Below are 12,435 nucleotides of genomic sequence, written 5' to 3'. Positions count from 1 at the left end.
CCAACCAAAGCCGTCTGCTTTCAAACACTTGAAAACAAACGACTTTTTAACGACGTTGTTAAATATATGCTCTGGCTTCCCTGATTGTCTTTCTGACTTCCAGAAGAAAAGCCGGGGAAACTGACAGCTCATCTACCTGCATCTTTAAGAATGTCTCTGTCATGAACCGGTCTGCGGCCAGCTCTCCGCAGATTCCTACCCAGCAGTTTTCGCTATGCCCATTTTCTACGGTCATCTGGATCATTTTAAGAACTGCCGGAGTATTTCCTTCTTTTTCTTTTCGATCCTATCCAGATCTTCCATTTTACGAATCGTCTCTTCATCCGGATCAATCACAAATGTGCCGTTATTCCCATCCACACATGCCAGTTCCTGCTCCCTGATATCAGCCAGATCGAAATCCATTCCTAAAATCGCTGGTATCTCCAGCATTCTGGACAAAATTGCAGTATGGGAATTCTGACTTCCGCGTCTCACTGCAAATGCCAGAACCATATCCTTATTTAATCTCATCGTCTGGCTCGGCGTCAAGTCTTCTGCAACAATAATTGAAGGCTCGTATAACTGCACATCACTTTCGCTGTTGGTCAGTGCTTCTATCAGATGTCTGGAAATATCCACGATATCAATTGCCCGCGCCTGCATATAATCATCCGGCATCTGACGGAATACCTCTGAGAAAATAGATTCAGCCGACCGGACTGCTTTTTCTGCACTTTCTTTTTTCCCCTCAATGCACTGATTGATATGTGCCAGATAGTCTTTATCTTTCAGCATCATCCGGTGCATTGAGAAAATTTCCGCATGTTCTTCACCGGCTTTTTGCAATGCATTTTCATATAAAAGTCCCAATCTCTGGTCCACCCGGCAAACTGCATCCTCAAGCCTCTTTCTCTCCTGAGCTGTATCAGTAATTTCCTGTTGATCAATAGGAATATTTTTTATTTGCAGCTTCTTGATCTTGCCAACCGCAATCCCGCCTGATGCAGCATTACCGTAGTATTCTTTCATTATATCACTTCCTGACTTTATTACAGATTTTTATGAAAAAATGTTTTAATTTCTTTCTCTGCATTTTCTTCGTCCGGTCCTTCTATCTTTACGGTGATTGTATCGTCTTTTTTCACCCCAAGCTGCATCAGGGCAAGCAGATGATCGGCTTGGGCAGACATATCCCCTTTTATGATCGTCACCTCTATATTATATTTTTCCAGGATCGTCACCAGCTTGCTGACAGGTCTTGCATGGAGTCCCAGCCGATCCTTTATGGTACAATTGAACTCTCTCATCTTTCCTCCTTTCTCCCTCTTCTATGTACTATTCTTTAATAAATCCAAATAAATATTCCGGTTCTAACAAGTCTAACAGCATTCTTTCTTCGTCTTTTACTTTACCAACGTAATTCCAATACGGCTGTAAGGGTATTTCCTTTTTGATGATCTGCATCTCACCTCTGTAATGAGAAAGCCGGTCATTTACTACCACGATGTCACCTGGTTTTAATACAGCCTTTGCACATTCTCTTTCCGGTATCCCCACATTCCCGAAATCCTTTCTTCCGATGCTGCTCCGGATGAGAATATCGGAAGTATCCACCCGGTCGAAATGGGAATAGGAATATAAGATCTTCTCCTCTTCCGGCAGAATATCTTTTTCAGTTTCAATGCGGAGAGTGATCCTGCTTGTATCAATCCGGGACAGTGCCCGTAGTTCCCCTTCATCCGCAAATGCATTACCGATCAATATGTCATCGATCTTCCCGGTTGCCAGTAAATGCCTTGCCTGCAGGTCGATCGGCATGCCTCTGTGAATCTCACAGGTTGGCAAGCCCTCATAGACAGGCCAGGGGCCAAAAGTATTCTGGTTATTGCTGGATATGAACGCAGCAACCATCATTCCTGAATTTTTATACTGATTGGTAAACTTCATGAACCGGTCCCAGCCCAGCCCGGTATATTTCTGCGGATAAAAATTATGGCATGTGACCATATTATGAATATCACCCCCGCGCTCCAGCATCAGATCCAGGCTGATGTTGGAGCTGGCATTGAACTCAATGGCGATTCCATAGGGGTTATGTGTCAGGGCAATATCTTCACGGTCACTGAAATGCCCATCCAGGCGGATGATCTTTACCCCCATGTCTGCAAACACCTTCAAATTGTCCGGTTTTGCATTCAAATAGGTAAATACCTCCGGGTTAGTGTCCACACCAACCGTAAATCCCAATTCAGCCGCCTTCCTAATCCAGCCTCCGAACTGATCCACAATAATCTGGGGAGGTTCTTCTACTGACAGGAGACAGGTAAATATCCTTGTAAAACCGTATTTTGCCGCCAGCTTTATATAAGCCAGATCCTTTTCAGGTGTCGAATGTTCCGGATAAACGGATATACCAAATCTATGCATGAACGTTCCTTTCTAGTAAACATACTCCTTGTACTGTTCTTTTGCTTCTGACTTCTCTGCTAATATTTTCGCCATACTGCATATGTTTTTCAGACTTTTATTCAGTTCGGCCTCTCCCTTTTTGGGACATCTCACAATATTCACCTTTTCTTTGAATGCAGCAATTACCTCTTCGTTCTCCTTTGCCATGGAAGCAAAAGCCGGAACTGATGTCCGGTCATTGATCTCATATGCCAATTCCGCGCACATCTTTGCATAATCCTTGTAATCAAATGCCGGTCCGCAAAGAACCACATCCGGTTTGATCGTTTCGATCTTATTACATATTTTGCGGCTGATCTCCTGTTTATTTTCATAATAGGTTCCTGTACCGCAGAAAAAGCAGGCCATGATCTTCTCGTCATATTCCTTTAAGAACCGCTCCATCATGATACTTGGCCCAATGGGCACATTTTTAGCTCCAAGGGGTATCATGGTATCTGCTTTCGTACCAAGTCCGGCTTGGATCTGGTCATAGATCATAACTATTTTAATCATAACACGCTCCTAATCATCAAAGGACAGTTCATCCAATGATATTTCTTCTCCGTCGTCTTTACTGCTTGATTCCTCCATGATATAATTCTTATCCATTGATTTGACAAAAGGCATATAAATAATTGCGCCCAATGCGATCAGTACGGCCTGGAGCAAAGCTCCCTGCCACCCGGAAGACAAAAATCCCGAAATGATAGGCGGTGTGGTCCAGGGCATTACGACGCCGTTGCAGATCGGTACGATGCCCATGCTCATGCAGACATAAGTTACGAAAATATTAAACATGGGAACAATTACGAATGGAATCGCAATCACCGGATTCAGAACCACTGGTAAACCGAAAATAATGGGTTCATTAATGCCAAATATGGCTGGTATAATGGACAGTTTGCCTAATTCTTTGATTCTCTTTGATTTACAGAAAAAGAACATAATGATCAGCATGGATAAGGTGGAGCCTCCTCCGCCATAGGTTGCAAATAAATCCTGGAACTGAACATTAATAATATGAGGAAGCTCCAGTCCTGCCTGCAGGGCACTTAGATTTTCTGCAGATAAGGCATACAGGATGGGACGGAATACAGAATCTGTGATGTTGGTTCCATGTATACCGAAAAGCCATAGGATGTGGGCAAAAAAGTAAACTCCCAGCATAGCCCCCAAGGAATCTCCAACTTGTTGCAGCGGCATCTGAAGGATATTAAAAATAAAATCAAATGCATTGCCCCAGGGTGTAAATGAAAAAATAATATGAATAATCAAAAATGCCACTGCTACAATCGCGGCAGGTAAAAGAGCCGCAAATGACTGTCCCACTGTGGGAGGTACTCCTTTTGGCATACGGATGACCCAGCCTTTTTTTTCGATCTGTTTATATATCTTAACTGAGAATATGGCACATAAAATACCCACAAAAATGCCTTTTGATCCAACCCAGTTAAGGGGAATACTTGCAACCTCATAGACTTTTTCCGCTCCTTCCGGAATGTAAGAGGTCGTCAGCGGCATCAGCATGAACCAGCTCATCAGTGCAACTGCTGCACCGAATATCTTGTTTGTCTCCTCATACTTTGCATAATTATAACCGATACCCATTACAACAAAAACTGCCATTAATGAAAATGTGGCGTCTGTTACCACCGATAAGACTGATGATATGGATTCTCCGCTGATATAGGTATTTTTCAGCAAATCGATCCATGGCTGAATGGGAAAGTTTGCAATCAGCATAAAGAATGAACCCACGACCAGCAGAGGCATGCTGATCAAAAAACCATCTCTTATGGACAGCAAATATTTGTTCTTACTTATAACCTGGGCAACTGGCATTAACCTGGATTCTAATTTTTCCATTAATTTATTATTCATATATTTCCCTCTCCTTATCTTTTTTTGATGATCCTTCCTCTCCTATGAAATACCCCTTTTAATTAATTTAACTGCATATTTTAATACAGCTTCCCCATTCATCATTCCATAATCCTTTGCATCAATTACGCCGACTGGTGTATTCTTTTTTTCATAGATACTTTTGGTGTCTGAATACAGAAATTTCACCTGCGGCCCCAGCAGGATACAGTCCGGGTGCAATTCTTCATAGATCTCTTCCATTTTGGCAATGGAAAACGCCTTCACTTCAACAGATATCTTGTGCTCATCCGCAACCTCCTGCATATTTCCTGCCAGCATGCTGGTAGACATTCCGGCACTGCAAAACAGATAAATCCTTTTCATTTCCCCACCTCTTTTTCCAGTTCTGATAATTTCCCATAGACATTTTTGAATTCCATAAACATGGTCTTATACAGTTCTGCTGCCATTAGCTGATCCTCCGCGTGCATCACAAGAACCATAGAATTTACGGATTCCACCGCATCCTTTAACGCCAGTAATTCGGTATGTGCGTCATGTCCCTGCACATAGCTTTTTTCTCCTTCTTTCACCAGCTCCATTGCCCGGGAAATGTCCCCGTTCTTAATCTGGCTGATCGCTTCGATAAAATCAGACTTTGCAACCCCCGCCGCCGAAATGATCTGAAAGCATTTTAATTCCAGTTCCTGCATCTTGTTTACCCTTTCTGTTTTTATAATAAAAGTATAACTTTTATATAATCCTTATGCTTACCCATTGTTTTCCCCTCACTAGGAAAAAAAAGACTGCTGATTTCCGGTTCAGCAGTCTTTCTTGCAAGATTTTTACATTAATTCAGTTTTTACCTTCTCCATGGCTGACTCAATCACCTTGTCCATATCATAATATTTATACTCTCCCAGGCGGCCGCCAAAAATTACATTCGGCTCTTTATCAGCCAGGGCAGCATACCTTTTATATAATGCCTGGTTCCTTTCATCATTAACAGGATAATAAGGTTCCAGGCCTTCCTTCCATGTCACCGGATACTCCCGCGTGATCACTGTCTTTGGCTGGGTTCCGAATTCAAAATGTTTGTGCTCGATGATCCTGGTATAGGGTGTCTCCCGGTCTGTATAATTGACCACGGCCACTCCCTGGTAATTTTCCATATCGGCCACTTCTGTCTCGAAGCACAGACTCCGGTATTCCAGTTTTCCAAACCGGTAGTCATAGTATGCATCAATGGTTCCTGTATAAACGACCACTTCTCCCAATCCATCATAATATTCTTTATTTTCCAGATAGTCCACGCCCATTTCCACGTCACAGCCCTCAAACAGCTTTTCAATGATTACATTATATCCGCCTATGGGTATTCCCTGATATAAGTCATTAAAATAATTGTTGTCATAGGTAAATCGAACGGGAAGGCGTTTGATGATAAAGGCTGGGAGATCCTTGCAGTCTCTGCCCCACTGTTTTTCTGTATAACCTTTCACCAGCTTTTCATAAATATCTCTTCCCACAAGGCTGATGGCCTGCTCCTCCAGGTTCTGTGGTTCTCCGGTTATGGAAGCTTTCTGCTCTTCGATCTTTGCCTTTGCCTCCCCAGGGGTGGATATTCCCCACATCCTGCTGAAGGTGTTCATATTAAAGGGCATGTTGTACATTTCGCCCTTGTAATTTGCCACCGGGCTATTGGTATAGCGGTTGAACTCTGCCAGTTCATTGACAAACTGCCAAACCTTCTTGTTGCTGGTATGGAAAATATGGGCTCCGTAACGGTGCACATGGATTCCTTCTGTTTCCTCACAGTAAATATTGCCCCCTATGTGATCCCTTTTCTCTACCACAAGGCACTTTTTCCCTTTTTGCCTTGCCATGTATGCGAAAACACCGGAATAGAGGCCGCTGCCTGCCAGCACATAATCATATTTTTTCATGGTTTCTTTCTCCTGTCTTGGTTATAAACTGTTTCCATTATACTAAAGTCACCGTAAAAAGTAAATTCTTCTTGCAAAATCCCGATTTCCATGAAAACGGCCGGGAGGATATAGCCAGATGGAAAAAGGGAATTTGGTGATGATACCAGTTTCCCCTTCTGGTACGATCACCAAATTCCCTTCCCACTCTTTTGTCTCTATCCATAAAGCTTATGAACCAGATTATTTATGCCTTGTCATCCTTTCCTTAATCCTCGGCCCTATAATCTGAACTACGATCACCAGAATCAGAATGATCCCTTTAATGGCATCATTAATTAAGGAATCCATCTTCAGTGCAACGATGATCTTATCAATGATGGTATAGGACATGGCTCCAAACAAAATTCCCAGGCATTTGCCTTTCCCTCCTGACATGCTGATTCCGCCTAATACCACTGCTGCAATGGCATACATTTCATAGCTGTTTCCCGTTGTGGCCGGGTCAGAGGAGGCATTCATGGCCACCCACAAAAAGGAGGCAAGTCCTGTCAAAATTCCCCCAATCACAAATACAGATACCTTCATCAGGCTCACATTGATTCCTGCCATCTGGGCGCCCTTTGCATTGCTGCCAACAGCATAGACCTTTTTTCCGTACTTGGTGCTGGTAGTTATGTAAACAAATAATGCGGTAATTAAAATCAGGATCAGCCCCACAATGGGAACTGTAAAGACCTTCCCGTTTCCCAGGCCGTAAAACGGCTGATAGGAAGACAGCTCCTTGATCATCCGGTACACACTGCTTCCTCCTCCTGCCAGAGCCTTGTCAATATGCTGGCAGATATACTGAGCAAAGGAACGGAAGATCAGCATGGTGGCCAGGGTAACGATAAAGGCCGGCATTTTAACGTATCCCACCAGCAGACCGTTGACCAGGCCGCAGGCCGCACCAAATAAAAGTGCAAACACCAATGTGGCCAGAATATTGTCCGTAATGTTAAACAGAATCACCGACAGCCCGCTGTTTAAAGCCAGCATGGAGCCTACCGACAAATCGATTTCCCCTGTCATGCAAACCAGGCCCATCCCCAGCCCGATGATCCCAACCACTGCCGAATGGCGGAAAATATTCATGGTACCGCTCCAGGTCAGCCCGTTGCTGGTTAAGGCATACACCATAAAAATCAGCACAAATACGATAATAAAGCTGAATTCCCCGCACCATCTGGATAGAACGCCCAGGGACATTCCGTTTTTCTTTTCTCCTGCCTTCATTTCTTTATCCTCCTATTTCCTGGTTCACGGCATTTGTGGAATACAGCATGACCGTTGTCTCATTGATTTCATCATGATCCAGAATTTTGATGATTCTGCCGTTATAAAAAACCGCGCAGCAATCAGCCACCTTCTGGATCTCCGGTATTTCCAGGGTATTGATGAGAATTGTCTTTCCCTTTTTTGCCATTTCCAGTATCAGCTTGTAAATCTCTGCCTTGGCTCCTACGTCAATTCCCTGGGTGGGATTGTCAAACAGGAGAATATCCGCATCAGTATTCAGCCATCTGGCAATAAACACCTTCTGCTGGTTTCCTCCGCTTAAAGACAGAATGGAATCCCGGCTGCTTCCGGCTTTGATATTCAGCAGGGCTTTGTACCCTTCAAACCGCTCTTCTTCCCTTTGCTTTTGGATGTGAGGCCTGGTCGCTGATAAGGTGTGTTCCGCCAGATACATGTTTTCCAGCAAATTCATGTCAGGAATGACGGAATTTTCCTTCCGGTTGGAAGCCAGCATGGCAATTTTAGACTTCATGGCCTTATGGATGGAATAGGAAGGTACCCGTTTGCCCCTGATCTTCATTTCCCCTGACATGGCCTTTGTAACGCCGAACATACACTGCATCAGTTCGCTGCTTCCTGAACCTTGAAGCCCGGTCAGTCCGATGATCTGTCCCTTTTTCACCTGCAGGGACACAAGTTCAAATCCAGGTCCTGAAAAATCCTTAAGCTCCAGCACCACTTCCCCCGGTTTCCGCTTCTCATAGACTTCTCCGGCAGAATAATTCTCTCCTACCATCAGCCCGGTCACCGCCTCCGGAGTCGTATCCCCAATGGCTCCGTCACCTATAAACTCCCCATTTCGGAATACAGTATACCGGTCAGCCAGTTCAAAGATCTCCGGCATTTTGTGGGAAATAAAAATAAAGGAGGTCCCTGTTTTTTTCAAGTGATTGACGATTCCAAACAAATGCTTTACTTCCTCGTTATTTAAGGATGTGGTAGGCTCATCCAGAATCAGCAGCCTTGCCTTGAAAAACAATGCCTTTGCGATTTCCAGCATCTGCTTCTGGCTGGTCTTTAAATTTACCACCAGCTCTCCGGGGTTTATGTCAACTCCCAGTTCATGAAACAGCTCTTTTGTTTCCTCCATCATCTTCCGTTTGTTCAGCTTTCCCAGCCTGTTCTTATACTCTTTTCCAAGAAAAATATTTTCATAAACCTTTAGGTCGTTAAACAGATTCAGTTCCTGATGGACAAAGGCAATTCCCAGTTCCTCCGATTGTCTGATGGTGATGGTATGGATCTCTTTTCCGTCAAATGCAATGGTTCCGCTGTCTTTGGGAAATACTCCTGTCAGCACATTCATCAGGGTGGATTTCCCCGCCCCGTTTTCTCCCAACAGCGCATGGACCTCTCCCTGCTCTACCTTTAGGCGGACTTCCTTTAATACCTGGACTCCGTTAAATGCCTTACAGATCCCATTCATTTCCAATAAACTCATATCGCAACCTCCGGTTTTTTAAAAGGGGCCGTTCCTTAAGCGGCGAACGGCCCCTTTTGTCCCTCAGACCATTATTCCTAAAAGGATGGGTACTCAGTTACATTATCTGATGTTACATTTTCACAGGCAATTACATGATCCTGGGTGACCTGCTTTCCATCCAGATGATCAACCATGTCTTCAATGGCTGTCTGGATCATGGACGGGCTGTAGGTGACGGACATGATGCCGCCGCATTTTGAAGCAATATCCTCATAGGTCTCTCCGCGAAGAACCTCATACAGTTCGTCAAGGCCTCCGCAGCCGGTGATGACCGGTTTACCGGAAAGGAAGGTCTCCTTGGTGGCCTCATCGATTCCGCCTCCGGAAAGGGCCTCCAAGATTCCCATGGCCAGCTCGTCATCCTCTGCATAGAACCATTTGATCTTGGCATTTTTGCTGTCTCCCAGAAGAGATTCAAAGGCTGTTTTTGTGTCTGAACGGCTCCAGTTCATGGCGCCGGAGAATGTAATGGATTTTAAGTCATCCTCAGTCCATTTCTTATCTTCTGCAATGGTCACTCCGCCGAATTCCAGCTCCCCTGTCAAATATTTGGTAAAGCCCTCGTCCCTTAAGGTCGTTACGGAAGAGGTATCGCCTTCATACACATAGATGGATTCTCCCGGTGTAAGTCCCAGGGAGACGAAATAAGCGGCTGCACCTGCGCCGATGCCGGAGTTGTCGCCTTTTACATTGGACACGGCCTTTTCTGACACACCGTCAATGATCCGGTCAAAGGCCACATAGGGGATTCCTGCGTCAATCACGCCCTGAATGGCGGACTGCACCGTATCGTCAATAGGCTGAATAACCATTGCAATGTTCTTTTCTCCCTTGGAAATGATATCCTCAATGTTACGGATCTGCTCCGCTGCATTGGCAGAGGTGATCAGCTCCGCCGTGTAGGTGCCTTTCCCGTTTACTTCTTCGATCTTTTCTTTGGCAAAGGTAGCCACGGAACCGGTCCAGCCGTGATCCTCAGGTACGGTCAGTACATAAATATGAGAGCCTTCCTTAAGGGCTTCCGTTTCTTTTGCAGTATCCGCCGCTGTAGTCTCTGCTGTTGTCTCCGCTTTTGCTGCCGCTGTTGTGGTGTCTGCCGGTTTTACCTGGGAACATGCAGTTCCTCCCACCGCCACCAATGCCGCTAAAATAATTGCTGCTGCTTTTTTCATATTGCTGTTTCCTCCTTTTACATTTTCCTTCTCTATCAAAGCAGCTTTGCTGCCTTAATTTAAATAATAAACTGGTCCATATATTTCTTAGACAGTTTCAAGCTGTCCAGGATCTTTTTCCTGGAGCCCTCAAAGGCTCTGTCCTCCACTTCAATGCAGGTAAACCCGTCATACCCGATATCAGTTAATGCGCTGACATATTTCCCCCAGTCCACATCCCCAAGACCGGGAAGCTTGGGCGACATATAGGCCAGGGGATATGCCATGGTACCCACTTTTTTCAGCTTATCCTCATACAGCTTAATGTCTTTATAATGAACGTGGAAGATTTTCTTTTGAAACTGGTAAAGAGGCTGGATGTAATCCATCATCTGCCAGATGAAATGAGATGGGTCATAATTGATCCCAAGGTTTTCATTGGGCAGGATTTTAAAAATCTCCTCCCAGATGACCGGTGTTGTCATCAGGTTCTGCCCGCCTGGCCACTGCTCCCTGCCAAACAGCATGGGGCAGTTTTCAATAGCAACCCGCACCCCTTTTTCCTCTGCATGGGCAAGAAGGGGCGGCCATATTTCCTTCACCAGCTCCAGGTTCTCTTCCACAGACTTTGTCTGATCCCTGCCGATAAAGGTGGTCACAAGCCCGACTCCCAGCTTGGCGCTGGCATCCATCACCTTTTTAAGATGAGAAATATTTGCCTGCCTCTTTTCCTCATCCACATCCATCACATTGGGATAAAAGGCAAGAGCAGAAATCTCTACATTCCGTTCTCTGCAGTAGTTCCCTATGTACTTCGCCTTTTCTGCTGTCAGGCAGTCCACGTCAATGTGACTGACTCCCGCATATCTGCGCTCTGCCTCTCCCTGGGGCCAGCAGGCCACTTCCACGCACTGAAACCCCATGTCTGCTGCTGTATCGATCATTTCTTCAAAGGTCCATTCACCCAGAATTGCACTGACAAATCCCAGTTTCATCCCATCTCTCCCCCTTTTTCCCTGATCACGATCCTCCGCTTCTCCCTGCTGGACTCCTGACATGCAAACACAGCTTCCATGGCGTTTAACACATCAGCGCCGCTGACCGGCACTTCTTTCCCTGCTTCCAGGGCATCCACAAATGCATCAATGATCCCGGATTTTGTCTGACTGTCATTGGTCTGTATCTTATCAATATCGTATAAAATCTGTTCCCCATTTTTTAAAACCACGGAAATGGAATGGTCCGGATCGTCGTAGATCTTCATGATTCCCTTGGTCCCGTAAAGGACCGTAGAGTTGTCTTCTCTTCCGTAATAGGTCCAACTGGCTGTCATGGTTCCTATGGCTCCATGCTCCATCTCGTAAATGCAAATGGCGTTATCATCTACGCCAATCAGCTCTCCTGACTCATATCTCTTATCCAGGGTCAGCATTTGGGCAGTCACTGCTGCTACCTTCTGGCCCAGAAGGAACTGAATCAGATCCGTTTTATGAACTCCCAGATCAGCCATTGCCCCCATGGAAGCTCTCTCTTTATCAAAAAACCAATTGTTGGCTCCCCCGTCAATGCTCCAGGTCTCCGGACCTCCGTGGCCGAATGTGGTCTTAAATGTGAGGATTTTTCCGATCAGGCCCTCTGAAAGAAGCTCCTTTGCCCTTACATGAGCCCTGGCAAACCTCTGATTCTGTCCGATCATCAGCTTCCGGTTGTTTTCCGCCGCCGCGTGCACCATTTCCTTGCATTCTCCAAGACTTATTGCCATGGGCTTTTCACACAGCACATGTTTTCCTGACCGAAGAGCCTTGACGGTAATTTCCCCATGGGTATGATTGACTGTACAAACGCTCACCGCATCAATTCCCCGGTCGGCCAGCAGAGCATCTGCGGAATCATACACCTTTCCGCCGTAAGCGGCAGCCAGTTCCTTTGCCCTTTCCACATTAAAATCATAATAGCCTGCGATCTGGACTCCAGGATGCTCTGCATATTCAGGGATATGTCTTGTCTGTGCGATCCTTCCGCACCCAATGATTCCTACCTTCATAGCTTCCTCTCTTCCTCTACCGATTGGTTTTCATATTGCGTTTCATTTCTTTCATTTTTTCAAGGTGATTTTAACATTTCCCCGCATTGTTTTCAAGTTTTTGGGCGTTATTAATAGTTTTTCCATGTTATATCCATATTTTATTGTGATAATATAAACAAACTGCACAATCGTCTTCTTATTTTTCTGAAAAGT

At 45.1% G+C, this 12,435-nt stretch carries 14 protein-coding genes; all 14 read right to left on the bottom strand.

What is annotated here, in order from left to right; all coding sequences use genetic code 11:
* Nucleotides 1-58: 58 nt before the first annotated feature.
* Nucleotides 59-244 carry a putative PEP-binding protein gene (locus ACYVD3_RS22920; protein WP_460644821.1) on the bottom strand — a complete coding sequence of 62 codons (186 nt, stop codon included), beginning with the start codon at nucleotides 242-244 and terminating at the stop codon, nucleotides 59-61.
* A complete protein-coding gene (locus ACYVD3_RS22915; protein WP_460644820.1) occupies nucleotides 241-1,011 on the bottom strand; it encodes a phosphoenolpyruvate-utilizing N-terminal domain-containing protein in 771 nt (256 codons plus the stop codon). The genes ACYVD3_RS22920 and ACYVD3_RS22915 overlap by 4 nt, the downstream gene beginning before the upstream one ends.
* A 20-nt stretch (nucleotides 1,012-1,031) precedes the next feature.
* The gene (locus ACYVD3_RS22910; protein WP_460644819.1) at nucleotides 1,032-1,289 is read right to left on the bottom strand and encodes an HPr family phosphocarrier protein; all 258 of its coding nucleotides are present in this window, start codon (nucleotides 1,287-1,289) and stop codon (nucleotides 1,032-1,034) included.
* Nucleotides 1,290-1,317: 28 nt separating this feature from the next.
* Entirely contained in the window at nucleotides 1,318-2,409 is a 1,092-nt protein-coding gene (locus ACYVD3_RS22905) for a DUF871 domain-containing protein (RefSeq protein WP_460644818.1), read from the bottom strand.
* Nucleotides 2,410-2,421: 12 nt separating this feature from the next.
* Nucleotides 2,422-2,946, bottom strand: a complete 525-nt coding sequence (locus ACYVD3_RS22900; protein ID WP_460644817.1) for a GrdB-related putative oxidoreductase — start codon at nucleotides 2,944-2,946, stop codon at nucleotides 2,422-2,424.
* Between the two features lie 9 nt (nucleotides 2,947-2,955).
* A complete protein-coding gene (locus tag ACYVD3_RS22895; RefSeq protein ID WP_460644816.1) occupies nucleotides 2,956-4,314 on the bottom strand; it encodes a PTS sugar transporter subunit IIC in 1,359 nt (452 codons plus the stop codon).
* Between the two features lie 42 nt (nucleotides 4,315-4,356).
* Nucleotides 4,357-4,680, bottom strand: coding sequence for a PTS sugar transporter subunit IIB (locus ACYVD3_RS22890; protein WP_460644815.1), 324 nt, complete (start codon nucleotides 4,678-4,680; stop codon nucleotides 4,357-4,359).
* Nucleotides 4,677-5,009 carry a PTS lactose/cellobiose transporter subunit IIA gene (locus ACYVD3_RS22885; protein WP_460644814.1) on the bottom strand — a complete coding sequence of 111 codons (333 nt, stop codon included), beginning with the start codon at nucleotides 5,007-5,009 and terminating at the stop codon, nucleotides 4,677-4,679. The genes ACYVD3_RS22890 and ACYVD3_RS22885 overlap by 4 nt, the downstream gene beginning before the upstream one ends.
* A 132-nt stretch (nucleotides 5,010-5,141) precedes the next feature.
* Entirely contained in the window at nucleotides 5,142-6,242 is a 1,101-nt protein-coding gene (gene glf, locus ACYVD3_RS22880; RefSeq protein ID WP_460644813.1) for a UDP-galactopyranose mutase, read from the bottom strand.
* Between the two features lie 222 nt (nucleotides 6,243-6,464).
* The gene (locus ACYVD3_RS22875; RefSeq protein WP_460644812.1) at nucleotides 6,465-7,499 is read right to left on the bottom strand and encodes an ABC transporter permease; all 1,035 of its coding nucleotides are present in this window, start codon (nucleotides 7,497-7,499) and stop codon (nucleotides 6,465-6,467) included.
* A 4-nt stretch (nucleotides 7,500-7,503) separates the two neighbouring features.
* Complete coding sequence (locus ACYVD3_RS22870; protein WP_460644811.1) at nucleotides 7,504-9,003, bottom strand: sugar ABC transporter ATP-binding protein; 1,500 nt, start codon at nucleotides 9,001-9,003, stop codon at nucleotides 7,504-7,506.
* A gap of 77 nt (nucleotides 9,004-9,080) precedes the next feature.
* Nucleotides 9,081-10,217, bottom strand: coding sequence for a substrate-binding domain-containing protein (locus ACYVD3_RS22865; protein ID WP_460644810.1), 1,137 nt, complete (start codon nucleotides 10,215-10,217; stop codon nucleotides 9,081-9,083).
* Between the two features lie 59 nt (nucleotides 10,218-10,276).
* Nucleotides 10,277-11,191, bottom strand: a complete 915-nt coding sequence (locus ACYVD3_RS22860; RefSeq protein ID WP_460644809.1) for a sugar phosphate isomerase/epimerase family protein — start codon at nucleotides 11,189-11,191, stop codon at nucleotides 10,277-10,279.
* Nucleotides 11,188-12,240, bottom strand: a complete 1,053-nt coding sequence (locus tag ACYVD3_RS22855) for a Gfo/Idh/MocA family protein (protein WP_460644808.1) — start codon at nucleotides 12,238-12,240, stop codon at nucleotides 11,188-11,190. The genes ACYVD3_RS22860 and ACYVD3_RS22855 overlap by 4 nt, the downstream gene beginning before the upstream one ends.
* Nucleotides 12,241-12,435: the final 195 nt, after the last annotated feature.

This window comes from Lacrimispora brassicae, from assembly GCF_054772055.1.
Note: the sequence above shows the minus strand (reverse complement) of the source record. Positions and strands in the feature narration are given on the sequence as shown.